The sequence below is a fragment of the Streptomyces sp. R35 genome, assembly GCF_041053035.1.
GTDB lineage: Bacteria > Actinomycetota > Actinomycetes > Streptomycetales > Streptomycetaceae > Streptomyces > Streptomyces lutosisoli.
Window position 1 is genome coordinate 9,097,207 of record NZ_CP163440.1, and the last position, 24,258, is coordinate 9,121,464.

Genomic DNA, 24,258 nt, shown 5'->3' on the forward strand with positions numbered 1-24,258 from the left:
ACCCATCTCTGCAGGAGGCATCTTTTGACGCTGGTTCAGACGCAGCCCCGCCCGGCGAACGCCGGCCCTGTGCACAGGACGCCGGCTGAGGTCATGGAGGCGGCCGGACCACAGGTCTGGGACGACATGAGCGTCGAGGTGGCGCTGTCCGTCATGACCGCCGCCCGCACGGGCCGACTGGTCGTCTGCGACCAGGACGGCCAGTGCACTGGCCTGGTCACCCGGACCGAACTCACCGCCGTGCGCGACAACTCCGCCTACACGGACCGCGTCCGCCTGCGCGACATCCTCGGCGACCACCGGTCGTTCACGTCACCCGTGATGACGATGGCCGAAGCCGAGCACGCGATGTGCTCCCGTCGGCTCGGTGCCTTGCCAGTGGTCGTCGGGCAAGGCGGCGCCCTGGGCGTCCTCGCCCTCCCCCGCTGATCCGCCTCACCCTTGGTCGAACCGTTCTCCCCTTCTCCCTGTGAGGCCCCATGCGCTGCGTCATCGCCCGTTTCCCCTTCGAGCTCACCAAGAGCGGTGTGCTGGAATCGATGAAGGGCATCAAGCCCGAGCAGGTCATGGGTGAGTCCGTGATCATCGGCCGCCGTCACTACCCCGTCAAGCAGGTCGGCCAGGTCATCACCCGCCAGGACCGCCGCGACTTCAGCGCCGACGAAGTCCGCCGGGCGATGACCAAGCTCGGCTTCACCTGCCGCGCCCTCCCCAAGGCCGTACCCGTAGGCATCCTCGGCTCGCTCCGGCAGGCTTCCGCGATGCTCGGCACTCCCATGTCTGTCTGACCGACGCGACAGGCACGCGCCGACACCTGAACAGCAGTGGGCCCGGCCGACGCAAGTCGGCCGGGCCCACTGCGTGCGACGGGTTCCCGTCGCCGTGGTTCCTCAGCGCCCGGAATATCAGTGGTCGGAATAGCTGAAGTCGCCCACGGTCCAGGCGCTGACGTCGTCGATCGCAACCCGGTACATCCCGCCCGTCTCCGGGATCCCCACCGTGCCCTGAAGAATTCGGGCGACGTGGAAGTGCAGATGAGTGGGTGGCCCGTCCCCCTTCGCGGGGGTGTCGAACACGGCGGAGAACTCTCCCAGGCGGGCGGAATCCGTCAGAACCTCCGACACCCTCCGCCTCCACACGGCTTCGGGAGCCAGCCGGCCGGTGATGACAGCACCACCGGTGACCACGGTCAGGGACATCTGGTTGCTCTGCCCGGACTCCACCACGGTGGCGACGTCAACGAGCAGCTCGTCAGGCTTCGACATGGGGCAGATTGTATTGCCGGCCATCCGTCTGCTTCAGCGGTGGCGTTACCGGGCGAGGATGGCACCTACGGCCGCCGGCCGCCTGGCGGGTCACGGCGGTGGCATGGGCGAGACGGTTGACAATGGGCCAGCCGAAGCCTCCCGTGCCGTCGTTCAGGTCGAGGGTGCGCATGCGCGGCAGCTCGGGGCTGTGGTCGTGCACGGCCACCTCGATGCTGTCCGGGTGCGCGGTCAGGTCCAGGGTGCAGGTGCCGCCGCCGTGACGCAGGGCGTTGGTGACGAGCTCCGAGACGACCAGGACCACGATGTCGGCATCCTCGGCTGCGATCGGACGTAGGAGACCTCTGAGGAAATCCCGGGCGCTTTCGCGTGGGCCGGCGACGGATGTCGCGGAGCGGAGGGTTGCGACGTTGACGCTCGTTGTGTTCATCGGGTCTCCCCGGTCTCTGGATCGTCGATGTCCGGTTCTGCCTGCCGTGTCCCGTTCCCCCGCCTGTGGCCCGTTAACCAGGCGCTGACAGCCCTTCCTCCTGCGCCTGCCGCTGTTCGAGGCCGATTGCCTCTCTGTCGAACGCGCGGAAATCTCTGTTTGTCAGAGTAGACATTGGGATGGGGGCGTGATTATGGTTCTCTCGTAGCCCAGAGAGACAGCAGGGCCTGGCAGACACGAACTGCCGGGCGGCAGTACATGCAAGTGCAGTTCGCAGGACGGTGCGGTGGTGGAGTTCCGAAGCCAGAGCGGTTGCAGGACGGCGACGGAACTGGCGACCGGACCGGGTGGCCCGCAGTGATCAGGGGCCGCCGTGAGCAGGACCGCAAGGGCAGTACCCGTAAGTGCAGTTCGCGGTACCCAGCAGTGAAGTCAGTGAGCAGCACCTCGGTGAAGGCGTCGGCTGCGGACGCGCGCACCGGGAGGTTCGGCAGTGGGGTTCCAAGCCAGAGCAGACGCAGGACGGGCGACGGGGCTGGCTGCCGAAGAGCGGCGCTGTCACAGGCCGCTGAGCAGTTCGTATCACCAGCGGTGCGCAGTACCCCACTTGTAAGCAGTTGATCCCAGAGGGAAGAACGGAGGAGCCGAGCGCCATCAGGATCGCCCGGGCCGACATCTTGAACCCGGGTACCGCAGGACATCGATAGTGAGGTGGTCTCCGGTCAAGCAACCGCGATCCCAGCAGCCCCGGCAGCATGCCGGTCGGGTCTGCGGAAACAGAGGGCCGACGCAGTACGAGGGTCGGCAGATGGTGTAGCAGTTCCTTCGGGGCCTTGGTGCCAAATGGCACCAAGGCCCCTCGACGCGTTCCACAGAGAGGTGCAAATGACAGCAGACGACTCGTTCGGCCGTATCGACGACGACGACTACCCCGCTTACACGATGGGCGGAGCCGCCGAGCTGCTCGGCACCACGCAGGGCTTCCTGCGCGCCCTCGGCGAAGCCCGCCTGATCACTCCGCTCCGCTCCGCCGGCGGCCATCGCCGCTACTCCCGCTACCAGCTGCGCATCGCCGCCCGTGCCCGGGAACTCGTGGACCACGGGACCCCCATCGAGGCCGCCTGCCGCATCATCATCCTCGAAGACCAGCTCGAAGAAGCCAAGCGCATCAACGAAGAACACCGCCGCGCCGCAGAATCGTCGAACCCGACGACCACGGCCTGAGACGGGTTCCGTCGGCATCGGCGGGCACCCCCGTACCCGCCCGGTCCTGGTGTTCGGCGTGATCGCTTTCTCTGGTGACGCGGTGTGTGGGCGTGTAGCGTCTGCGTCAGCTGTCGTGGTTCGGAGTCCCCCAAGCCCACGCTCCTGGCGTGGGCGTTTTGCTGTGCTGTGCCGCAGGGACCAGGGCGATCACCTCCGCCTTCCCCATGGAGTGGGAGGCGTTCATCGACTGGAAGGCATGAGGCATGGCTACGGGCACTGTGAAGTGGTTCAACGCGGAGAAGGGCTTCGGCTTCATCGCCCAGGACGGCGGCGGCCCGGACGTCTTCGCGCACTACTCGGCGATCAACTCCTCGGGCTTCCGTGAGCTCCAGGAGGGCCAGATCGTGACGTTCGACGTCACCCAGGGCCAGAAGGGCCCCCAGGCCGAAAACATCAACCCGGCCTGACCTCGCAGCCCTGCCCGAGGGATCGCGCACGCCGCGTCCGTGACTGCCGCCGACTGCGCGCGCCGTGCTGCTCACCCAGACACAGGGAACGGGGACCGGACCTAAGGAACTCTGCGGCCGAGGTCACGCCGACCCCAGATTCACTCAACAGATCAGGGCCGCCCAGCCATTGCTGCGCGGCCCTGATCCTGTGCACCACAGATCCTGTCGACGCCCGGCACGAGACCCGGCCGCTTCGAGCGTCGTCTCGTGTTCGCACGCCTCGCCGTTCGCTTTGCCGATGGGCCTGGCCACGACGCGATCCTTGGACGTAGCCGGGCGGAATGCCCGTTCGGAAGTCCTGATCGTTCCCGTGGCCGGCCGATCTACTCGGCTTCGGCAGGCCCAATTGACGGCAGTATCAACGAGGGCCGGAGTTGAAACGGCTGAGGAACACCATGCCGACGACGTGGACGGCAGGCTCGCGACCGACCTCCCGGAATGGCGTCCGGGTGCCGTCTTCTAGCATGACCCCATGATCGCCGGTGACGCCCAGGAGTCCGAGAGGGGACGTGGAGCCGTGTCCCGCGACGCCGCTGAAGCCGAATACATTCACGGTGCCTCACGGAGCGCAGAGAGTCGGGAAGACCGGCCGCCCGTCGGACCAGAAGACGATGAAGCAGAAAAAGAAGTTCATCTGGTTGCCGCTCTGGTCGAGCGGGCGGCCGACCTGGCCGAACCGATCAAGCCGAGGCTGCGTGGCTGGCTCCATGCCGCGATGGTTCCCGCCTCACTGATCGCAGGCATCGTTCTCGTCTGCCTGGCCCGCACCCCGCAGGCGGCCCTGGCCTGCGCCGTGTATTCGGTCACCGCCTGGATGCTGTTCGCAACGAGCGCGATCTACCACCGTGGCACTTGGGGGCGGCTCGGCGAGGCACTCCTGCGACGTCTCGACCACGCCAACATCTTCCTCATCATCGCCGGCACCTGCACACCCCTGGCGGTGCTTCTCCTCCCGCCGGACCAGCGGTCCCTGCTGCTGTGGATCGTGTGGGCGGGCGCATTGGCCGGTATCGCGTTCCGGGTCTTTTGGGTCGGAGCTCCGCGCTGGCTGTACACCCCGTGTTACCTCGCCCTGGGATGGGCACCGGTGCGCTACCTGCCCGACTTCCTGCACACCGGGGGAGCGGCCGTACTCATCCTGATCGTGGCCGGCGGGCTCCTCTACAGCGCTGGCGCGGTGGTCTACGCCCTCCAGCGCCCCGACCCCTCACCCCGCTGGTTCGGCTTCCACGAGGTGTTCCACGCCCTGACCGTGGCGGCCTTCACCGCGCACTACATCGCCATCTCCCTGGCCGCCTACTGACCGCGACAGCGTTCTTGGCTGCGGCGGCTCGTCACACGCGTCGCCGCGCTGGTGCGCGACGGGCCGGGCTGTCGCCGAGGCATCGCGCCGCGCGTGAAAGTCGTCCGCCGTCCGGCCTACAAGGTGGTTGCTCTGAAGGGTGTGACGCTCCGTAGACAGGTAAGGAGGGAGGAGAACGTGACACCAGCGGTCTTCAACTGACCTGCGACAGAGGGGCTGCCGTGTTCAAGGCGCAAGACATCAGGGAATGGCGGGGCCACGACGTGGTCGACCATGAGCAGCACAAGATTGGCGTCCTGGAGGCGGTCTACGTGGACACGGCCACAGACCAACCCGCGTTCGCGACGGTCATGGTCGGCCTGCCGACCCGGCACCGGCTGGTGTTCGTCCCCCTGGGCGATGCGACGGTCGGTCCCGGCTATCTGAAGGTCGCCTACGACAAGAAGCAGGTCAAGGAAGCGCCCTCGATCGGCACGGACGGCGAACTGCTCGCGGAGGACGAGAAGACGGTTTTCGCGCACTACGAGCTCGCCTACCGAACTGGTGAGGGCGGCGAACGTCGCCTCGCCCGCCGCTGATGCCCCCACCAATGCGCCCCACCATGAGGTGACACCGATGGCTCTCTTTCTCCTACTGGTCCTTGTGGCCATCGTGCTCGGCATCATCGGTGTGGTGGCGAAGGGCCTTTTCTACCTGTTGGTCATCGGTGTGGTGGTTCTGGTCGCCGACTTCGTCCTCCTTGGCCTGCGCCTGGGCCGCCGTCGTAGGCATCTCCCCCGGTGACGCGGTCAACCGGGCAGCTGCCCCGGGCCGCCCCGCCCGGGGACCGGACGCAGCGGGATGCCGGAGCAGGCATCGGACTATCGCGCAGAGGTTGCCCGCCTTGTCCGTGACGGTGCGGAGGCATCGGTGAGGTCGGCGCCCGTGTTGGCGTCCCGCTCCGAGTGGTCGACGCCGTGCCAGTCCAGGCACATGACGGTCGCGTCGTCCTGTAGGTGGCCGTGGTTGGCGTCGACGATCGCCCCGATGAGAGTGCGGGCGCGCCTCACGGGGGTGCAGCGCGCTGGTGCGCACGATCAGGTCCGACAGATCGAGACTGTTGGCGTTGCGCTCCAGCATGCCGTCGGTCAGCATCACCAGCCGGTCGCCCGGCTGCAGGTCCAGCGACTGGACCCGGTAGGTGTGAGGGGCGTGGAAGCCGAACGGCATATCGATCTTCGGAGTGATCTCCTGCACTTCGCCGTTCCGCATGCGCAGCGGCCAGGGGTGGCCGGCGTTGATGAACTCGGTTGTGCCGTCGATCAGGCTGATGCGGAGAAGCTGACCGGTGACGTAGCTCTGACGGCCGTGCTCATGCATGGCCTGGTCGGCCTGGCGGGCCTGTTCGGCGAGGTCGGCACCGGACCGCCGTGCCCGGCGTAGGGCGCCCACCAGGAGAGTGGCCAGCAGCGCAGCGTCGACATCGTGGCCCATGGCGTCGGTGACGGAGAGCTGAACGGTGTCCCGGTCTATGACGTAGTCGAAGGTGTCACCCCCCACGTGGTCGGCCGGCTCCAGCGCCCCGGCCACGGCGAACTGCGCGGCCTCGCACGCCAGCGAAGCCGGGAGCAGCCGATGCTGGATCTCCGCGGCCAGGCTCAGCGGAGTGGTACGGCGGCCCCACTGGTACACGTCGGTGAAGGACCGGTTCGCGATGACGATGTACGCCAGGGCGTGTGCGGTCTCGCCGACCTCCCGCATGGTCTCCGCGTCGGGTGCCGTGGGCAGGAACAGTTCGAGGAGCCCGATGGCGTCCCCGCGGTTGGTCACCGGGGCGACGATCCGCACCAGCGCGCCCTCGCCCTTGTCCTCCACGCTCGGTCGCTGGGTGCGGATCACGTCGTCGTACAGGGTGCCCCGCAGGGTGATGCGCCGGGCGGGTTCATCGGTATCGACGCTGCCCGCCGCACCCAGCCGTACCACCGAGCCGCCGGTGAAGTCGGTGATGAGGAACGACACCGACGCGGCCCCGAGGTGCTCCTTGAGCATCCGCGCGACCACGTCGAGCGACTCGACGGGTGCCGCTGTCTCCGCTGCGGCCAGTGTCCCCGCCAGGGTCATCACCCTGCCCTGGCCACCCCGGTTCACGGGAGTGGGAATGGTCGGCCCACCGTGTCCTTCATGCTCGTGTACGGTCACGGTGACTCCTCGCTGCTCGCTGGTGCTCAGGGCTCTCGCCCAGGTACGCGAGGGGCTGGCGCCGAGCCCGCTGCCAGGGAGGTGCTAGTACTCCAGCAGGAGTTTGCTGTCTGACCTGGTCTTTTGCCGGGTGGCGGGAGTGTAGCGGGGCTCCGAAGGTGCGGGGGCGGTCTCACGGAGACCGCCCCTCGATCGTGCGACAACGCCGCAGGTAGTGACAGCGGCGGGCGATTGCCTGGCGTTGGCGGCGCCAGTTCGACCAGCTCAGCGCGTGACGTCGTCCTCGACGTCCGCGCATGTGCGGGGGTCGGGGACGACAAGCTGCCAGGAGTCGCCGAACCTCCGCCACTGTGAGCTCGATGGTCCCATCGGTTGCGCCCCCTTTTCCTCGGCCTGAAAAGCCGTGGCAGCCAGGAATGCGTGCGCGAGCATGGCGAGGGTGACGTGTCGATACCAACCCACGTAACGGCGGACCTCGTACTGGTCCAGGTCACACTCGTTCTTCGCAGCCTGGAAACACTCCTCGATCGCCCAGCGTGCCCCGGCGACCCGCACCAACTCCCGGACCGTTGTTTCCAGGGGCGCGTAGGCGAGGTAGTAGGCGACCTCGTCCGGCCTGCTGATGCTTCGCCGGGCCAGTGCCCACCGCATCCGGTGAGGGACTTCGCCCTGGTAGTCGAACCCCGCGACAGAAGGCAGCCGCACCGCAGCCCAGTGATAGACACGGGGGCCCTTCGCGCCGTCACCGCACGAGATCCTCTCCCATGCCTCGTTGGGTGCTTGCGCGAACAGGCCGTCGATGCGGGGACAGCCCACGGTGAACTGGGACTTGGGGACTGCCGCACGTAGCCGGCGCCCGACTGTTCCAGCCGCCGGCGGAATCGATTGTCCTGCCCGTAGGCGGAGTCCGCGGTCACCCAGGCGATGGGCAGCGGCGAGGCGAGGGCCCGCAACACCATGTGGCGGGCCAGTTCACCCTTGGTGGCGAACTCCCGTTCGTCGGGGACCTTTGCGGCGCGGCAGCGTTCCCGGTCCTCGGTCCAGGACTTGGGGAGGTAGAGCTCGCGGTCCACCAGGGCGCGGCCGCGGACGGAGGCGTAGGCGGCGGAGACGCCGATCTGGCAGTTCTCCGTCCGGCCGGTGGTCCCGGAGTACTGCCGCTGGACCCCGGCGGACGTGATGCCCTTCTTGATGAAGCCGGTGTCGTCGACGATCAGGACACCGCTGTCCTCGCCGAGTTTGTCGGCGATGTATTGCTGCAGGTCGTCGCGGATGTCATCGGGCTGCCACTTTGCACCGGCGAGCAGATGCTGCAGGCCATCGGGGGTCGCGTGGCCGGCCTTCTCGGCCAGTTGCCAACTGTTCTTACGGGCCACCGGGGCAAGGAGCCCGCGTACGTAGTCACGCATGCGACGACGCAGCTCGACCCGCCGGAAGCGGTGGCCGATGGTCAGGAGGAGTTCGTCGAATTCGAGGTCCCACTGCGCGGCGACATACTCGGTGATCACCTTGAGAGGCTGCCCCGCCGCTGTCACTACCTGCGGCGTTGTCGCACGATCGAGGGGCGGTCTCCGTGAGACCGCCCCCGCGCCTTCGGAGCCGCGCTACACTCCCGCCACCCGGCAAAAGACCAGGTCAGACAGCAAACTCCTGCTGGAGTACTAGTACCGGAGCTGGTCCGGTCGGCCAGGGGTTGCACCGGACAGGCACTGGCGGATTGAGATCGCGCGCGATGGCGGCACTGGAGCGTGCTGTTGGTGTGCTCTCACGCCAGGCCGTGTGGCTGCCCGGGCGCCAGGTGTGAGGGCCGCAGACGCGCTTCGTCTGCGGCAGCAGTCGATGGGTGGCTTCCGCGTTCTGTTGATCCGTTGCGGCTCAGCCGCGTGGCCCCGCGCCGTGCAGGAGTGTGTCGATGACGAGTGTGGCCAGTGCGTCCGGGTCTTGTGCGGCAGGGTCCTGTTGCACGCCGGGCCTGTTGATGGCTTCGCTGAGGAGGGCGTAGTACACCTGTCGCGTCCACTCCAGGTCTGCGTCCGGGGCTAGCAGTCCTTCGTGCTGTGCCCGGTTCAGGAGTTCGACGGTGTGGGTGTTGATTTCTTCCCACAGGGCGGCTGCGGCGGGGGTGTGGGCCGTGGCGTGGCTGAGGGTGAAGCGCCAGGTGTTCTTGACCCGCAGGACGTTCGCCGTGACCCGGTGCAGCGCCACGAGTGCGGGAGCGGCGTCCGGCCGGGCTTCCTCGATGGCGTCGACGAGTTGCTCCTTCGCGGAGACGGCGAGCGCCTCCAGCAGGGCCTGCCGGTTCGCGAACCGGCGGTGAACGGTAATCCTGGTCAGCCCCGCCGCCTCGGCGACCTGCTCCATGGAGGCGCCGGCGTCCTGGGCGAAGACCTGCTCGGCCGCCTCCAGAATCGCGCACACTGCGCTCGGCATCTGCCCGCAGTGCTCGGCCCATGTCACCCGGCGGCCAACACCCTGGAAGTCCCCGTCAGCTAGCAGAGCTCGCCCACGCTGCGCCGGCATCGAGAAAAGGTCATCGAAGCGTGCGGCACAGGCTTCCAGAGGCCCCGGATCGGGCGGACACGGCAAAACGCTTGGTCATCACGGCGGCCAGACAGTGGGAAGCACCCACCGTCTGGCCTACTGCCGCCCTGAACCGCAGTCAACGAACCACGGCCAGCAGGGCCGCCGCGCACTCCGTCCGGTCGCCCGGATCCTGGTCATGCGGATGGAAGGTTGCCGAGACGCTCGGCCATGTTCAACTCGAAGTCCTTGTCCTTGCTGAAGCCGGCGGCGTTCAGCTTCGGCATCATCGCCTGCGCTTCGGGCCAGGCGTCCACCCCTGCGAGCACATGGTTCGAGACTCAGAGATCCCCTTCCGAGGGGACGCCGGCGCGCGCGTTGACCAGCTTCTTGCCGACTTCCAGTGCGCGCTTCTCGAAACGGCTCACGCGCTCGGCGAAGGCGTCGACGAACGCGTCGAGTTCGCTGTCGGGAACGGGCCGGTTGACCCAGCCATAGCGTTCGGCGATGTCCGCGCCGAAGTCGTCCGCGCCGAGGACGACCTCGAGGGTCCTCGAGCGTCCGATCAGGGCGGCGAGCCATTCGACGCCGCCGCCACCCGGAATCGAGGAACCGGCGACCTCGATCAAGGAGAACACCGCCCGTTCCCTCGACGCGAAGCGCATGTCCATGGCAAGGGCGAACTCGAACCCTTGCGCCCGGGCGCGGCCGCGCACCTTGGCCACGCTGATCACGGACGACTGTGCGAGTCGGGTCACGAAGGTCGGCCAGTGGTCGAACGACGCGCCACCCGGCTGGTCCGCTGCCCCATGGCCGCGCTCAAGGCCGTGGTGGTTGACGAAGAAGTCCTCGTCTCCGCTCTCGAACACGACGATCTTGAGATCGCTGTCGCGCTCAAACTCGTCCATCAGGACGTTCAGTTCCGCGAACATCTCCGGGTCGAAGAGGTTGAACGGGGGATTGTCGATGACGACGCGCCAGTAGGCAGGCGATTGCCGGATGACGCTGAGTCGATTCGTGACGGCCATGATGTGTACTCCGTTCAGAGAGTTGGTGCGGGTGGCCATGGAGCAGGCCACCGAAGCGGTACTGCCGGGGCGCAGCGGAGGCCGCTGGTCGCCGGGGAGGTTGATCGAGCTGATGCCCTGGGGGAGCGGCTGCGGTCGCAGGGCGGCCCCGGTGTCTGTACGCGCGGGTCCGACGTCCTGCGGACGCTGGACTGGGGCGGGTGCGCCGGCTGGAGGGCCGATTCAGGCGCCGGCCTTCGACAGCGCCTCGAACTCGTCGTCGGTGAGCTCGATGGCCGCGCCGGCGAGGTTGTCCTCCAGGTGGGCGACGCTCGACGTCCCCGGGATCGGGAGCATGACCGGGGACCGCTTGAGGAGCCAGGCGAGGGCGAGCTGCGACGGTGAGGCGTCGTGCTGCCGGGCGAGTTCGGTGAGCGGGCTGCCTTCGCCGGTGAGCTGTCCGGTGGCGAGCGGGAACCAGGGGATGAACCCGATGCCCTGCTCGGTCGCCCAGTCGAGCAGCCCTTCCGAGGAGCGGTTGGTGAGGTTGTAGAGGTTCTGCACGGAGACGACCGGCGCGATCTCCTGCGCCGCCTTCACCTCCGCCACGGTGACCTCGCTGAGGCCGATGTGGCGGATCTTGCCCTCGTCCTGGAGCTTCTTCAGCTCGCCGATCTGGTCCTCGAACGGGGTGTCGGGGTCGATGCGGTGGAGCTGGAGGAGGTCGATGCGCTCGACTCCGAGGCGGCGGAGGCTCATCTCGACCTGCTGGCGGAGGTAATCGGGGCGGCCGAGGGGCGTCCACAGGTTGGGTCCCTGGCGGGTCTGGCCGACCTTCGTCGCGACGATGATGTCGTCGCCGTAGGGGTGCAGGGCCTCGCGCAGGAGGTTGTCGGTGACTTCGGGGCCGTAGGCGTCGGCGGTGTCGAAGAAGTTCACGCCGAGCTCGACGGCACGCTTGATCACGCGGACGGCTTCGCCACGGTCCTTCGGCTCGCCCCAGACGCCCGTGCCGGTCAGCTGCATCGTGCCGTAGCCGAGGCGGTTGATCTCGAGGTCGCCGCCGAGGCGGAAGGTGCCCGAAGCCTCTGCCGGGCGGGTGTCGGTTGCCTTGCTCATGGGGGGTGGTCCCTTCGGATCGGATGTCCGGACAGGTCGCGTACCCAGTCATGAGCGGGGCACCATGACCTGACCGCGTGCCATGACCCCACGATGCATCCTTGACATCTATGTCAAGGTCAAGCCGGACCGAGGTGACCCACCTCTCCGCAGGACGCGTGCGCCTTCCCGTTTGACCTTCCACCAGTGTCAACGTTCGACCCTGGGATCACGACGAAAGCACGACACCCCGAGCGCGCGGTCCAGCCTTCCGGCCTCCCGGACACCGCTACCGCGAGCGGGGTCGAGTGAACCAGACGTGGCGAAGGAGCAGGGCATGAGTGCGCAGGCAATCCGGGTCGGGATCATCGGGACCGGCTTCTGGGCCAGCTACGGGCACATCCCGGCGTTGCGGACATTGCCGGAGTTCGAGGTGGTCGCCGTATCGGCGCGCCGGAAGGAGTCGGCGCAGCAGGCGGCCGAGAAGTTCGGCATCCCGCACGCCTACGAGGACGCCCACGACCTGATCAAGGACCCCGACGTCGACCTGGTGGCGGTACTGACCCCGACCTCGCAGCGCGTGCCGCTCGTGAAGGCCGCCATCGAGGCCAGCAAGGATGTCTACAGCGAGTGGCCGCTCACCACCCGTACGGCGGACTCGGAGGAACTGCTTGCCCTGGCCGAGGCGAAGGGCGTCCGGCACGTCGTCGGACTCCAGCGCCGCCAGGGACCCGCCGTCCGCTACGCACGTGACCTGGTGGCGCAGGGATATGTGGGGGACGTACGTGCCGCCCGCGTCTCGGTCGGCGTGGACGCCTTCCCGCCCGTCATGCCGGAGAAGGTCGCCTGGACCTTCGACGCCGACGCCTTCACCCACGTGCTCTCCATCTACGGCGGACACTTCCTCGACGTGCTGTTCCAGATCGTCGGACCCCCCAAGAACCTCACCGCACTCACCGAGACCCAGTTCCCCGAGCTCACCGTCCTGGAGACCGGCAAGACCGTGTCCTCCGCCAAGCCCGACGAGGTCATGGCCATCGGCGCCCTGGAGAACGGCGGGCTGTTCTCGGTCCAGCTGGAGGGCGCTCAGAAGTTCCCGACGGGCCTGCAGATCGACATCACCGGCACCGAGGGCGTCCTGCGGCTGACGAACGACCGCGCCTTCGAGAACACCGAGGACAACACCGTCCACGGCGTCAACGCGGACAGCGGCAACGGGTCCGCGCTCGCGGTGCTGCCCGTTCCCGAGAAGTACCGGTCCCTCCCGGACGCCTCGCTCGACGAGAGCGTGCAGGACCTGGCCCACCTGTACGCCGCGTTCGCCCGCGACAAGGCCAACGGCACCACCGAGGCGACCACGTTCGCCGACGCCGTACGGCAGCACCACCTGATCGACCGGATCCAGCGGTCGTCCGAGCAGTTCTCGGCATAGAGAGATGGGTGGCACCGCATCGGCTGGGCGGCCCGGCCCCGAGCGACCTGTGGTTCCCCGACGCGGAGGGCCTCGACATGCAAGGCGTTGGACTTCCGGACGGGCAGGAGGGCCTCATCGAGCGGGTGGCCGCCGCGAACCCGCGGACCGTCGTCGTCATCGAGTCCGGCGGCGCCGTCAGCGTGCCGTGGGCGTCGAAGGTCCCGGCCGTCATCGCGGCGTTCTACCCGGGCTCCGGCGGTGCGGAGGCGATCGCCGGCGTCCTGTTCGGCCGGGTCAACCCCTCCGGGCACCTGCCCGTCACGTTCCCCGCCCAGGTCGGCCAGTTGCCGCGCCCCGAGCAGCGGGACCCGGCCACGACGACATCGAACCCGAACCAGGAACGGATCGGGGAGATCTTCGAGGTGGCATACGACATCGAGGGCAGCGACGTCGGCTACCGCTGGTTCGCCCGTGAAGAACACACCCCGCGCTACCCGTTCGGCTGGGGGCTCTCGTACACGACCTTCGCGTTCAGCGGTCTCACTGTCACCGCCGACGGCGCGGACGTGCGGGTGCGAGGAGTCGTCACGAACACCGGTACCCGCGCCGGGGCGACCGTGCCGCAGGTCTACGTCGGCCGAGCGCACTGGGACGGCGCAGACTTCGTCCCGCGTCTCGCCGCGTTCGACCGGGTACACCTCGAAGCCGGCCAGAGCCGCTCGGTCGAACTGCGCCTCGAACCACGCCTCCTCGCCCGATGGGACGACGTCGAGGGAGCCTTCCGTATCGCGGGCGGCGACTACGAGGTCCGCATCGGGGCGCACGCCCTCGACGAGGACGGCCCGGCCCAGACCATCTGGCTCGCACCCTCACTCCTGCACTGACACCCGACCAGCGAGGGGCCCTTGGCCGACGAACTCGTGGTCGGTTGGGCGCGCTGCGGAAGCACCTTCGATTCGTCCGGCGGTCACCAGCCCGATCGGATGCTCAGAAGGTGAGCACCACTCGCCCCCGGAGGCCGCTGGCCTCCAGCAGTCGCTGTGCTTCGGGGGCCTGCTCGGCTGGCAGGGTCCGTGCGACCCGCGGGGTGAGGCTGCCCTTCTCCGCCAGTTCGCGCAGGCGGTCGAGCTTGGCGTGCTCGCGTGCGTACTGCAGAACGAAGGTGTTCCGGGTCTCGATGCCGCGTTCGGCGGGCTGCTGGATGCCGCCGACCGGCGTCGCCACGTGGCCTCCGTCGCGTACCGCGCGGATGGCGAGGGCTGCGATGCCCGCGGTGTCGACGAGGCCGCCGACTCCGTCGGGTATCTCCTTGCGCACCAGATGCCGCACCGGTCGTGGAGCAACCTGAACGAAGGTGTCGGCCTGTGTGCCGTATGACGATCGGCCGGAGTCAGATCCGGGATGTCTCTAGGGCTGGGACTGAACATGCTCAGTGTTTGTGGGTGGGGATGCTGTGACGGGCGGGAGGATGGGTGGGTACTGTCCCGGGTCCGGGGTCTGACTCATGATTCGCCTGACCAGAGTGTCTGAGTCACACAGTGTCGGCCGTTGGCCTGGGATGGTGCGTTGTCGGTGCCGGGCCGGCGGGGCGTGTCCCGATAGGGGCCTGCCGTTCCTTGTGGCGTCCTCACGATTCTGACCGCCCGACGCGGCCCGGTGCCGGCAACGCGACGCGCCGTCGGACCGCAAGGGGAACGGGCATGTCCAGTTCGACCCTGTCCAGTACGCCGCCTGCTCCGCAGACCCGTCGTCGTCGCCCTGCGGGGGAGGTGGTGCTGGGAGTGGATACACAATCGGGCCAGGAAGTGGTGAATCGCTGAGGCGGCCCGGGATGGCTCTGACGTTGTTCAGCGGCCCCTCGATATTGGCCACTTGGCCCCACCTGGGCCAGCGAGCGGCGAGCAACGTATCCAAGCGGCCCCACTGCCGCTCGCCTGCAGGTAAGGCCACTGGGTGGGGCCATCGCGGACCGTCATCGAACGCTTGTCGGCGCCAGCGATGGCCAAGTCGGTGGGGCCGATTGCCGACGTCGAAGCCAGCCCGCGAGGTCTTCCACCTGCTCGGACAGCTATAGCCAGGACCCCGCTCATAGGGGCTGTCGTGACAGATGAGAGGGTCAGGCGAGTGAGTGAGACACCGAAGAGCACCCTGCAATACCGCTTTGACGGGCCAGAAGACGCCCCTGTCCTGATCTTGGGTCCCTCACTGGGTACCACCTGGCACATGTCGTAGGAACCGTCTTTAGGCGTCCACGTGGTCTACATCGATGCTGTTCATGCAGGTGGGGTTTTCATGGTCCAGGTGCGTCGACGGTGTTGGTGACAGCAACGTGACACGTGATGGGTCACTGAGGCCCCCGCCGGGCAGGTGCTGGCAGGGGGCCTCAGCGTTCCTGAGCGGCGAGCGTCCGCTCCTCGATCCTGCTGCGGCGTCTGCGAACGCCTCCTCGAGTGCGCACAACGGGCGGCGCCGCCGCTCGGCGAGTCACTCGCCCCGAACGCTAGCTCGTTGGTGCCCTGTCCCGCAGCCGTCGAGAGGCGCCGCACCGGTGGTGAAGCAATCTGAACGAAGATGTCGGACTGTGGGTCGCACAACGATCGGCCGGTGTCAGATCCGGGATGCCCCAATAGCTGGGACTGAGCATGCTCTGTGTTTCTGGATGGGGTTGCTGTGACGGGCGGGAGGATGGGTGGGTGCTGTCCCGGGTCCGGGCCTGACTCCTGACATCTCTGACCAATGTGTCCCAGCCTCACAGTGTCGGCTGTTGGCCGGGACGGTGCGTTGTCGGTGCCGGGCCGGTGGGGGTGTGTCCCGATAGGGGCTTGCCGATCGTTGTGGCGTCCTCACGATTCTGACCGCACGACGTGGCCCGGTACCGGCAACGCGACGCGTCATCGGACCGGAAGGGGAACGGGCATGTCCAGTACGACCATGTCCAGCACATCGGTCATGTCCTCCAGTACGCCGCCTGCTCCGCAGCCCCCTCGTCGTCGCCCTGCGACATCCCGGGACGGCTGCTCCGGGGCCAGGGGGTCGACGATCGCGTCGCACATGTCCTGAAGCGAGGCATGAGCCATGGTCGTCAGTCCGCGCAGTCGGTCCAGCGGCACGCGCGGGTGACCCGGGGCCTGGCCGGTGTTCAGCAGTGCCGTGTTGCTAAGGAGCAGGATGCTGCCCTCCGGGAGGATGCGTTCCGCGACGGTGTAGCGCGCGATGCCCTGGCCGAGCGGCGGGCCCGTGGGGACGTCGAGGAACTCGGCCTCCCCGTTTGCGTGGACGACGACCGGTGGGGGGTGCCCCGCACTGGAGATCGTGCAGTTGCCGGTCACCGGGTCGTAGGCCGCGTACAGGCAGGTCGCCGACCAGACGTGGTCGAGTGTTTCACCCGGCGGGACGGCCTCGGTTTCGCGCAGGGGCCGGCTCGCCAGGTCGTGCAGCCGCGCCAGGATCTCGTCGGGTGACAGGTCGAGGTCGGACAGGGCCGCGACGGCGGCGCGCAGCTGTCCCATGGCCGCGGCGGCGCTGATCTGGCGACCGCTGGTGTCACCCACGACCAGGGCGACGCTGGCCCCGGACAAGGGGAGGATGTCGAACCAGCCGCCTCCGGCTCCCGCGGGCACGTAGGCGTGCGCGGTCTCCACGGCGGAGCGGACCGCTGCTTCGGGTTGCCTCAGCTCGCGTCGTAGGACCCGCGCCACCGACCGCTCGCGGCTGTACACGCGGGCGTTGTCCAGGCTCAGTGCGGCGCGGGAGGTCAGCAGCTCCAAAAGGGCCAGGTCGTCGCGGTCGAACGGGGTGGGGTTGCGCCAGCGGTGGAGGCAGGCCAGTCCGAGCACCACTCCCCGGGCTCGCATCGGCGTCACCATCACGGAGTGCACGCCGGCGGTGAGGAGCCGTGCGTCGAGCTTGCGGGCCGGGTCCGGCCAGTCGGTGTCCTCGTCCAGATTCCGGATCAGTACCGGTGCCAGGTCCGACAGGGCCCGCAGGTACGGCGTCCCGAAGGGATGGGTCCGCCGGACCACCCAGGCGCCCCTGTCCGGCGGCGTGTCCGGGGCCGGCGGGGGGCACAGGCCAGGGCCCGCCTCATTCCGCCCGCACCCGCACCGGCCGTGCCCGCCCCGCGTCCGGTGCCCCCTGGGCTCCCTCGAACTGGAACAAGCCAAGGGGGGGCTTGACCCAAGGCCGGGTAGTTAGGGCTTGCCGGGGAACAAGCCGTCGCTTCCGTCGTCGAGCGTCGTTGTTGTGGTATTGGGGAGACCGGAGGGGATCGAGACCGAACTGGCGGCGAAGTTCCAGGCGCTGTTTCCGCACTTGGACGAGCGTCAACGCCGACTGGCTATAGGGGCGGAGGCGCGGTCGCTGGGCCATGGCGGGATCAGGCTCGTCGCCCGCGCGGCGGGGGTGCGTGAGGGCACCGTGTCGCGCGGGGTAACTGAACTGGAGTCTGGTGAAGCGCCGTTAGGGCGGGTCCGCCGGGCGGGCGGGGGCCGCAAGCGGGCGGTGGACATGGATCCGGGGTTGCGGCCCGCGCTGCTGGACCTGGTGGAGCCGGATGTACGCGGGGATCCGATGTCGCCGCTGCGGTGGACGGTGAAGTCGACCCGGCAGCTGGCCGCCGAGCTGACCCGGCAGGGCCACCGGGTCTCGGCGGACACGGTCGCCGCCGTGCTGCGTGAGGAGGGCTTCAGCCTTCAGGGCAACGCCAAGACTGTCGAAGGTACCCAGCACCCGGACCGGGACGGGCAGTTCCGTTATATCAACGAATGCGCCAAGGACTTCCAGGCGGCCGGGGACCCTGTGATCAGCGTGGACACCAAGAAGAAGGAGCTCGTCGGCAACTACAAGAACGCCGGGCGCGAGTGGCACCGTGAAGGCGACCCGGTCCGGGGGCAGACCCACGACTTCCCCGACGCCGACCTGGGCAAGGCGATCCCGTACGGTATCTACGACCTGACGGCGGATTCAGGCTGGGTCAACGTCGGTACCGATCACGACACCGCCGCCTTCGCCGTCGCCTCCATCCGCCGCTGGTGGCACGCGGCCGGACGCGCCTCCTACCCGCACTCCCGCCGCCTGCTGATCACCGCGGACGCGGGCGGCTCCAACGGCTACCGCACCCGCGCCTGGAAGTTCGAACTGGCCGCCCTGGCCGTGGAGACGGGCCTGGAGATCACCGTGTGTCACTTTCCTCCGGGCACTTCGAAGTGGAACAGAATCGAGCACCGGCTGTTCTCCCATATCACGATGAACTGGCGGGGCAGACCGCTGACCAGCCACGACGTCATCGTCAACAGCATCGCCGCGACCACTACCCGCACCGGACTCGCCGTCCGCGCCGAACTCGACACCACCGCCTATGAGACCGGAGTCCGGGTCAGCGACGGGCAGATGGGCGCCCTGCCCCTGGACCGCCACGACTGGCACGGCGACTGGAACTACACCCTGCGTCCCGAGGAACACCGCCGCGACGGAATCCCTCCCATCCCGCCCCAGCTCGAGCCCGGCCCCGGCCGCGCTTGGCTGGTCCACCCGGCCCTGACCGGCATGGGCCACGACCAGTGGGGCCATCTGATCGGCGAGCTGGCGGCGGCCCGGGAGGCCCAGCGGGAAGAAGACCTCCAGCAACGGCGCGGCGGGGACCGGCAGAAGACACCCGCGGCCGGCCTCTACACCGGCCGGCGCCCCGGCCTCACCCTCGTCGACCGGCTCCTGGCCACCCTCCTCTACGAGCGATTCAAGCTTCCCCAGATCGCCATCGCCCGCCTCTTCGCGGTCGCGCCCCAGACCATCAACCGACGCATCCGCAAGACCCACCGACTCCTCGACCAGATCGGGCACGTCATCGCTCCCGCTGACCACCGCCTCGCCACCCTGGACGACCTCGCAGACCTCGCCACACGCCTCGTCATCACCCCAACACCACAGATCAAGGCGGCGAGTTAATAATCGGCAAGCTTTTTCACTACCCGGCCTTGGGCCAAGCCCCATACCCTCCGTACCCGTCGTGCGGTCCATCGTGCTGTCCAACACGGCCACCTTCTTCATCCTGGCCGCCAGTAGCGCCCTCTGGTCGCTGTACCTGCTGCGCGACCTGCTCTGGAGCCCGACCGCCCTCGGGATTGTCATGGGCGCTGGCGGAGCCGGCGGCATCCTCGGGGCCCTCGTCTGGCAACCCCTGGAACGACGCTGGGGCCCAGGCTCGGTGATGCTCGACGCCCTCGCCTTCAACCCACTCGCCCAAATCCCCCTGGTCCTCGCCGGACCCGGACTCGGCGGGCAGATCGCCATCGGTACCGGAATGGTCATCCAATCCGGCGCCGCGGTATGCCACGGCGGACTCCAGCGGGCCGTCCGCCAGGAACTTGCCCGCGACGAACTCCAAGGACAGGCCCAAGCCACCGGAGCCTGGCTCGCCTTCAGCCTGCGTCCCACCCATGGTGCACCCCATCGCGGGCACCCGGCCGAGCGGCGCCACCGTCCAGGAGGACCAGGCCCTCGCCGACGAGCTGATCGCCGACCCCAAGGAGCGCGCCGAGCACCTGATGCTCGTCGACCTGGGACGCAACGACCTCGGACGTGTCTGCGAGCCCGGCTCCGTCGAGGTCGTCGATTTCATGTCCATCGAGCGCTACTCGCACGTGATGCACATCGTGTCCACCGTGACCGGACGGGTCGCGGCGGGTCGTACGGCCTTCGACGTGCTCACGGCCTGCTTCCCGGCCAGCACGCTCTCCAGCGCGCCCAGGCCGCGTGCGATGCAGATCATCGACGAACTCGAGCCGTCCAGGCGGGGCTTGTACGGCGGCTGCGTCGGCTATCTCGACTTCGCCGGCAACTCCGACACCGCCATCGCCATCCGTACGGCGCTGTTGCGGGGCGGCACGGCGTACGTCCAGGCCGGAGCCGGCATTGTCGCCGACTCCGACCCGGTCGCGGAGGACAACGAGTGCCGCAACAAGGCGGCCGCCGTCCTCCGCGCGGTGCATACAGCCAACAGGCTTACCTCATAGCGCCGTTCAGCCCGTGAAGGCCGCCGTGCCGTTCGGGACGCCGAGGCCGGTCGGGCCGTCGTACCCGGTGGTGCCGGTGCACAGGTACGAGCCGGAGCAGCTGCCGTTCGAGCCGCTGGTCACGTCGTAGAGCGCCGAGGTGTGGGCGTAGGGGAACGACGCCGGGTACGAGCCGGAGGACGGGGCGCCCGCCAGCGCGTAGGTCGCCGCGATCAGCGGGGCCGAGGCGCTGGTGCCGCCGAAGACCATCCAGCCGGTGGCCTGCCGGTAGCTGTCGTAGACCGCGACGCCGGTGTTCGGGTCGGCGACCGCGGAGACGTCCGCGACGGTCCGCTTGGCGCAGCCGCTGTCGGTCTGCCAGGTGGGCTTGGCGTCGTACGAGGAGCAGCCGGAGCCCGCCCCGCTCCACACCGTGTCGGTCCAGCCGCGTGCGGTGGACGAGGTCTTCAGGGATGTACCGCCCACGGCCGTCACGTACTTGGACGCGGCCGGGTACTCGGTGCCGTAGCCGTTGTCGCCGGAGCTGACGGTGATGGCGACCCCGGGGTGGTTGAAGTACGACGAGTCGTAGGTCGAGTCGCTGGAGGACTCGCTGCCGCCGTAGCTGTTGGAGACGTACTTGGCGCCCAGGCTGACAGCGGTGTTCACTGCCGTGCCGAGGTTCGTCATGGTCGCCGAACTGGCCTCCACCAGAAGGATCTTGCAGTTCGGGCAGGCCGCGCTGACCATGTCGAGGTCGAGGGATATCTCCTCGGCCCAGCCGGAGTCACCGCGCGGATAGCTGGTGCCGCCGGTCTGGTTGACCTTCTTGAAGCAGCCGTTGGCGGTGGTGCAGGCGGACAGGCCGTACTGCGAGCGGTAGACAGCCAGGTCGGCCTCGGCGTTCGGGTCGTCGTACGCGTCGACGATGGCCACGGTCTGGCCCGAACCGCCGCTGGAGGAAGGCAGGTTGTACGCGGCCTGCAGCGAGGCGGGACCGTAGCCCGACGGGGCGGCGGCCGCCGTCAGGTCGCTCTCGGCGTGCGCGGACTTGGGGGTGCCCGCAGTGACGTGCAGAGCCTTGCACGCCATCACGTTCTTCTGCGTCGGGGCCGCACAGGAATGGGCGACGGTGACGCCGTTCGACGACGGTGAGGCCGAGGGCGCCGCCTGGCCGGCCGGGGCTGCCAGGGCCAGAGCAGCCGTGGCCAAAGAGGACACGGCGGTGAGGGAAACGGTTCTGCGCAACGTACTTCCTCCGAGAGGTGGGTGAACCAGGGGAGACATGCGGGTGCGCTGGACGGCCGAGACGCGTGATGCGCGTCCTGACCGGCGCAGAACCTATGAGTGGCTGGAACATGTCAACAAGAAGATCGTTGAAACTGTGACTGTCCTTTGCCGTTCCTGGTCAACTCATGTGTTGTTCCTGAGATGTCCATGGCGGAACGGTGGCGCGATCATGGGTTGACACGCCCCGGGTGAAGCGGATTTCGCGGCGCTCGAGCGACAGCTCCGCCCTCGACGAGATGGCCGCGGCCGCCCCCGGCGACACCGCCGCCATTGCGAGCGCTCTCAGCCACACCGCCTAGACGAATAAGTCCGATGTCTGATCTGGTGGTTCTTGAACGTCCCGTGCGGCGGTCTGTGATCCTGGAGGGACTGCTACGGAGGGAACTGCGCGTATGTCGTCCGGGTATGGCTTTCACCCGTTGTCTCTCGGTGTGAGGTTCGTGTTGGAGCTGGTGGCTCTGGTGTGCTTCGGGCTCTGGGCATGGGCTGTCGTGCCTGGTTCCCTGCGGTATGTCTGCGTGGTTGCCGTTCCCCTGATCGTGGCTGTGCTGTGGGGAGTCTTCGCCACCCCAGACGATGCATCCCGGTCCGGGGGGACGGTGATTGCGACACCTGGTCCGCTGCGGTTCCTGCTGGAGCTGGCTGTGTTCTTCGGCGGTGCGGCGGCGTTGTACGCGGCGGGATCCCGCACTCTCGCCGTGATGCTCGCCGGCGTGCTGGTCGTGTACCACTTTCTGTCGTGGGACCGGGTCTTGTGGCTGGTCAGGCATTGAGTCCGCCCCAGCCGTATCAGGTTGGCGGTGCGTTCGGGAACACACAGAGGGTGTCCAAGATCGTCGCGTGACGAATGACCTGGACACTCTGCTGACCGCGCTGTACGTGAAGGTCGATGATGAGCTGGAAGCCAGCCGTTGGATGGGTAGGCCGCCGCAGCTGGCCGATGCCGAGCTGGTCACCCTCGCGGTCGCGCAGGCGCTGCTCGGCTTCCATTCCGAGACGCGCTGGTTGCGTTACGCGCACACGCACTTGGCCGCGATGTTCCCGTACCTGCCGCAGCAGTCCGGGTACAACAAGCGCCTCAAGGCGGCATTGCCACTGGTGAAGAAGGCGATACGGATGCTCGCCGTGGACACGGACTTCTGGTTCGACAACCACTGGATCGTCGACTCGACACCAGTGCCGTGTGGGATGTCCCGGCCGACAGCGAAACGTTCAGAGATGGTGGGCTGGGCCGGATATGGGTATTTGCGCGTCCCACTCCCGGTTCTTCTGGGGCCTACGCCTGTACCTGGTTTGCACGCCGGTTGGCATGCCGATCCTGTGGGCCCTTGCGAACCCGAAGATGGATGAGCGCGAAGTACTGCAGTCCATGCTTGACGTCGAGGCCGGCCTGGTCACAGACAGGCCCGGACTCCTCCTGATCTCCGACAAGGGCTTCGCCTCCAAGGAGTTCGAGAACGATCTCGCGATGCGGGGCATCGAGCTGCTGAGGCCGTCGTTCAAGCGGGAGAAGAAGCGCAAGGGCGAGAGACTGCTCAAGTCCGTACGCCAGCTGATCGAGTCTGTGAACGACACGCTCAAGGGGCAGTTGGGCCTGGAACAGCACGGCGGCCGCACTCACGAGGGAGTTGCCGTCCGCGTCGCCCAGCGCATCCTCGCCATGGCCGCCACGATCTGGCACAACCACAAGACCGGAGCACCCATCATGCGCTCCCTCATCGCATTTGATCACTGAGCACATAGGACTTGCTCGTCTAGGGGCACGCGCGCGTCCGCGTGCTCCAGGACGACCGCACTGCCGTACCTGCTGGCCAGATCGGGCAACTCTGCGCCGCCTGTCGCCAGCCCAGGCCCACGCACCAGCACTTGGCGGGCTTCCGGCGGCGGCTCGGTCTCCCGGGCGCGCAGCCAGCTGCTGACGGACGGCGACACGCTGAGCACGCGCTCGCGCAGTGATGGCAGCAGGGCCCACGGCACGCGGTGCAGCCTCGCTGGCGGGATGACCACCACGGGTCCGTCTCCCAGATGCGCGGCCGCCGGACCGAGCAGCAGTTCTTCGAGCCGCCGTCCCGCCGCCTCGACGATCGGCAGCCGCGCCTCCGCGCCGGGGTGGGCGAGCCGCCGCAGACCGGCTTGAACGTGCTCAGCTTCGATCTCCGCCTCGGCCAGCAGCCCAGCCTCGTACCGGCGCACCCGCCCCTGCCCGCACAGCAGCACCTGAACACGCCCGTCCAGTACAGCCAGTGCGGCCAGCCGTGAGCCGGCACCAGCTGCTCAAGCAGCCGACTCACGTCGAAGCGATCCCTGTCGCCGTGCATGTCGCCGCGTGTGTGCAGAGTCCGGGAGCGTATCTCCCGCTCCAGACGCCGCTGTTCATGCTCCAGCGCCGAAACGGGACGCCCCGCCATCCGGGCTTCCTCCGCGCGGGCCGCGATCTCCCGGAACGCGGTGAGGTCGCTCAGCAGCGCCGGGTCGGACGGCGGTCGCGTTGGCGGGGTCGATAGCGCGATGGCCCGCCAGCGCTCGCTCCACACCAGCAGCCGCCGCTGACTGCCGGAGTCGAGGCTCACCCGCTGGGCCAGCGCGGCGAGTTCGGCGCCCTGCACGGTGGCCCGGGCCCGCAACTCCGAGGCACCCAGCGTCATCCGGTGGTCGTCGAGCACGTCCAGACCGCGTCGGCACGCCTCCAGCACACCCCGGTTCGAGCCAGCGGCGGGCCGCTGTGCCGGCTGCGCGCCGAGACGGCCAGATGTCGCTCCGCGTCCGCCGTCCAGCCCAGCCCGAGCGCGATACGGCCCGCCAGCAGCGACGCCTCCGGCGCGGCCGGCGCGCCGAACGCGGCTAGGGCCTGTTGGGAAAGTCGCGGACGCCTCGACTCGTCCGCCCAGTCAAGAACGCCTGAACCCGGAAGCCTGGACAGGCCGTCAGCGCAGGCTGACAGCTCGGGACCGCGCCCGGGGCACTCCCCAAGGTCGCAGGCGATGGGGCGCTTGAGGGCCGCCCTCGGAAATTGCCGAGTCCCGGCGGGAGGGCGGAGATAGCCTCACCA

Annotated in this window: 18 protein-coding genes and 6 pseudogenes; 13 read left to right on the plus strand and 11 right to left on the minus strand. The window is 68.5% G+C overall.

What is annotated here, in order from left to right:
• Window positions 1-24 precede the first annotated feature (24 nt).
• Window positions 25-429, plus strand: coding sequence for a CBS domain-containing protein (locus AB5J50_RS40940; RefSeq protein ID WP_369263694.1), 405 nt, complete (start codon window positions 25-27; stop codon window positions 427-429).
• Between the two features lie 50 nt (window positions 430-479).
• The gene (locus AB5J50_RS40945) at window positions 480-788 is read left to right on the plus strand and encodes an SCO5918 family protein (RefSeq protein WP_369263695.1); all 309 of its coding nucleotides are present in this window, start codon (window positions 480-482) and stop codon (window positions 786-788) included.
• A 117-nt stretch (window positions 789-905) separates the two neighbouring features.
• Here AB5J50_RS40945 and AB5J50_RS40950 read toward each other — a convergent pair whose 3' ends face one another.
• Together AB5J50_RS40950 and AB5J50_RS40955 are read right to left on the minus strand one after the other, a co-directional pair.
• The gene (locus AB5J50_RS40950) at window positions 906-1,265 is read right to left on the minus strand and encodes a hypothetical protein (protein WP_369263696.1); all 360 of its coding nucleotides are present in this window, start codon (window positions 1,263-1,265) and stop codon (window positions 906-908) included.
• Window positions 1,252-1,695 (minus strand): ATP-binding protein, encoded by a 444-nt coding sequence (locus AB5J50_RS40955; RefSeq protein ID WP_369263697.1) that lies wholly within the window; start codon window positions 1,693-1,695, stop codon window positions 1,252-1,254. Before AB5J50_RS40955 ends, AB5J50_RS40950 begins: the two co-directional genes overlap by 14 nt.
• Window positions 1,696-2,580: 885 nt before the next feature.
• Between AB5J50_RS40955 and AB5J50_RS40960 the strand changes: the two genes are divergently transcribed.
• The 4 genes from AB5J50_RS40960 (at window position 2,581) to AB5J50_RS40975 (ending at window position 5,291) form a co-directional block, all read left to right on the plus strand.
• Window positions 2,581-2,919, plus strand: coding sequence for a MerR family transcriptional regulator (locus tag AB5J50_RS40960; protein ID WP_359606597.1), 339 nt, complete (start codon window positions 2,581-2,583; stop codon window positions 2,917-2,919).
• A 245-nt stretch (window positions 2,920-3,164) separates the two neighbouring features.
• Window positions 3,165-3,368: a cold-shock protein gene (locus AB5J50_RS40965; protein WP_008734837.1), complete on the plus strand. Its 204-nt coding sequence runs from the start codon at window positions 3,165-3,167 to the stop codon at window positions 3,366-3,368.
• 559 nt (window positions 3,369-3,927) lie between these two features.
• Window positions 3,928-4,713: a hemolysin III family protein gene (locus tag AB5J50_RS40970; protein ID WP_369265653.1), complete on the plus strand. Its 786-nt coding sequence runs from the start codon at window positions 3,928-3,930 to the stop codon at window positions 4,711-4,713.
• 221 nt (window positions 4,714-4,934) lie between these two features.
• The gene (locus AB5J50_RS40975; protein ID WP_369263698.1) at window positions 4,935-5,291 is read left to right on the plus strand and encodes a PRC-barrel domain-containing protein; all 357 of its coding nucleotides are present in this window, start codon (window positions 4,935-4,937) and stop codon (window positions 5,289-5,291) included.
• Window positions 5,292-5,573: 282 nt separating this feature from the next.
• On the opposite strand, the pseudogene AB5J50_RS40980 reads toward AB5J50_RS40975, so the two are convergent.
• From AB5J50_RS40980 to AB5J50_RS41000, 5 genes and pseudogenes are all read right to left on the minus strand, one after another.
• Window positions 5,574-6,813 (minus strand): annotated as a pseudogene (locus tag AB5J50_RS40980) (PP2C family protein-serine/threonine phosphatase).
• Window positions 6,814-7,281: 468 nt separating this feature from the next.
• Window positions 7,282-8,345 (minus strand): annotated as a pseudogene (locus AB5J50_RS40985) (IS701 family transposase); the annotation flags it as partial.
• Between the two features lie 421 nt (window positions 8,346-8,766).
• Window positions 8,767-9,321, minus strand: a complete 555-nt coding sequence (locus tag AB5J50_RS40990) for a TetR/AcrR family transcriptional regulator (RefSeq protein ID WP_369263699.1) — start codon at window positions 9,319-9,321, stop codon at window positions 8,767-8,769.
• 431 nt (window positions 9,322-9,752) lie between these two features.
• Complete coding sequence (locus tag AB5J50_RS40995) at window positions 9,753-10,478, minus strand: enoyl-CoA hydratase/isomerase family protein (RefSeq protein WP_369263700.1); 726 nt, start codon at window positions 10,476-10,478, stop codon at window positions 9,753-9,755.
• Window positions 10,479-10,661: 183 nt separating this feature from the next.
• On the minus strand, window positions 10,662-11,537 hold the full coding sequence (locus AB5J50_RS41000) for an aldo/keto reductase (RefSeq protein WP_369263701.1): 876 nt from the start codon (window positions 11,535-11,537) through the stop codon (window positions 10,662-10,664).
• A gap of 316 nt (window positions 11,538-11,853) precedes the next feature.
• Between AB5J50_RS41000 and AB5J50_RS41005 the strand changes: the two genes are divergently transcribed.
• On the plus strand, window positions 11,854-12,948 hold the full coding sequence (locus tag AB5J50_RS41005; RefSeq protein WP_369263702.1) for a Gfo/Idh/MocA family protein: 1,095 nt from the start codon (window positions 11,854-11,856) through the stop codon (window positions 12,946-12,948).
• Window positions 12,949-12,956: 8 nt separating this feature from the next.
• Window positions 12,957-13,814 carry a glycoside hydrolase family 3 C-terminal domain-containing protein gene (locus tag AB5J50_RS41010; RefSeq protein ID WP_369263703.1) on the plus strand — a complete coding sequence of 286 codons (858 nt, stop codon included), beginning with the start codon at window positions 12,957-12,959 and terminating at the stop codon, window positions 13,812-13,814.
• A gap of 103 nt (window positions 13,815-13,917) precedes the next feature.
• Here AB5J50_RS41010 and AB5J50_RS41015 read toward each other — a convergent pair whose 3' ends face one another.
• Complete coding sequence (locus AB5J50_RS41015; protein ID WP_369263704.1) at window positions 13,918-14,259, minus strand: zinc-binding dehydrogenase; 342 nt, start codon at window positions 14,257-14,259, stop codon at window positions 13,918-13,920.
• Between the two features lie 795 nt (window positions 14,260-15,054).
• Between AB5J50_RS41015 and AB5J50_RS41020 the strand changes: the two are divergent.
• Window positions 15,055-15,156 (plus strand): annotated as a pseudogene (locus AB5J50_RS41020) (3-oxoadipate enol-lactone hydrolase); the annotation flags it as partial.
• A 665-nt stretch (window positions 15,157-15,821) separates the two neighbouring features.
• Here AB5J50_RS41020 and AB5J50_RS41025 read toward each other — a convergent pair.
• The gene (locus AB5J50_RS41025; RefSeq protein WP_369263705.1) at window positions 15,822-16,952 is read right to left on the minus strand and encodes a PP2C family protein-serine/threonine phosphatase; all 1,131 of its coding nucleotides are present in this window, start codon (window positions 16,950-16,952) and stop codon (window positions 15,822-15,824) included.
• A 256-nt stretch (window positions 16,953-17,208) separates the two neighbouring features.
• Here AB5J50_RS41025 and AB5J50_RS41030 point away from each other — a divergent pair, with 256 nt between their 5' ends.
• Both AB5J50_RS41030 and AB5J50_RS41035 read left to right on the plus strand, forming a co-directional pair.
• Window positions 17,209-18,873: an ISAzo13 family transposase gene (locus AB5J50_RS41030; protein ID WP_369265654.1), complete on the plus strand. Its 1,665-nt coding sequence runs from the start codon at window positions 17,209-17,211 to the stop codon at window positions 18,871-18,873.
• A gap of 491 nt (window positions 18,874-19,364) precedes the next feature.
• A pseudogene (locus tag AB5J50_RS41035) lies at window positions 19,365-19,940 on the plus strand (chorismate-binding protein); the annotation flags it as partial.
• Between the two features lie 6 nt (window positions 19,941-19,946).
• Here AB5J50_RS41035 and AB5J50_RS41040 read toward each other — a convergent pair.
• Window positions 19,947-21,206 (minus strand): peptidase S8, encoded by a 1,260-nt coding sequence (locus AB5J50_RS41040; protein ID WP_369263706.1) that lies wholly within the window; start codon window positions 21,204-21,206, stop codon window positions 19,947-19,949.
• A 395-nt stretch (window positions 21,207-21,601) separates the two neighbouring features.
• On the opposite strand from AB5J50_RS41040, the gene AB5J50_RS41045 reads away from it, so the two are divergent.
• Both AB5J50_RS41045 and AB5J50_RS41050 read left to right on the plus strand, forming a co-directional pair.
• On the plus strand, window positions 21,602-21,982 hold the full coding sequence (locus tag AB5J50_RS41045; RefSeq protein ID WP_369263707.1) for a YrdB family protein: 381 nt from the start codon (window positions 21,602-21,604) through the stop codon (window positions 21,980-21,982).
• 67 nt (window positions 21,983-22,049) lie between these two features.
• A pseudogene (locus AB5J50_RS41050) lies at window positions 22,050-22,944 on the plus strand (IS982 family transposase).
• A 23-nt stretch (window positions 22,945-22,967) separates the two neighbouring features.
• On the opposite strand, the pseudogene AB5J50_RS41055 reads toward AB5J50_RS41050, so the two are convergent.
• Window positions 22,968-24,054, minus strand: a pseudogene (locus AB5J50_RS41055) (CHAT domain-containing protein); the annotation flags it as partial.
• Window positions 24,055-24,258: the final 204 nt, after the last annotated feature.

Coding starts and splice junctions, on each gene's coding strand:
- AB5J50_RS40945 (WP_369263695.1), top strand. CDS start 480: ATGCGCTGCGTCATCGCCCGTTTCCCCTTCGAGCTCACCAAGAGCGGT.
- AB5J50_RS40950 (WP_369263696.1), bottom strand. CDS start 1,265: ATGTCGAAGCCTGACGAGCTGCTCGTTGACGTCGCCACCGTGGTGGAG.
- AB5J50_RS40955 (WP_369263697.1), bottom strand. CDS start 1,695: ATGAACACAACGAGCGTCAACGTCGCAACCCTCCGCTCCGCGACATCC.
- AB5J50_RS40960 (WP_359606597.1), top strand. CDS start 2,581: ATGACAGCAGACGACTCGTTCGGCCGTATCGACGACGACGACTACCCC.
- AB5J50_RS40965 (WP_008734837.1), top strand. CDS start 3,165: ATGGCTACGGGCACTGTGAAGTGGTTCAACGCGGAGAAGGGCTTCGGC.
- AB5J50_RS40990 (WP_369263699.1), bottom strand. CDS start 9,321: ATGCCGAGCGCAGTGTGCGCGATTCTGGAGGCGGCCGAGCAGGTCTTC.
- AB5J50_RS40995 (WP_369263700.1), bottom strand. CDS start 10,478: ATGGCCACCCGCACCAACTCTCTGAACGGAGTACACATCATGGCCGTC.
- AB5J50_RS41000 (WP_369263701.1), bottom strand. CDS start 11,537: ATGAGCAAGGCAACCGACACCCGCCCGGCAGAGGCTTCGGGCACCTTC.
- AB5J50_RS41005 (WP_369263702.1), top strand. CDS start 11,854: ATGAGTGCGCAGGCAATCCGGGTCGGGATCATCGGGACCGGCTTCTGG.
- AB5J50_RS41040 (WP_369263706.1), bottom strand. CDS start 21,206: ATGTCTCCCCTGGTTCACCCACCTCTCGGAGGAAGTACGTTGCGCAGA.
- AB5J50_RS41045 (WP_369263707.1), top strand. CDS start 21,602: ATGTCGTCCGGGTATGGCTTTCACCCGTTGTCTCTCGGTGTGAGGTTC.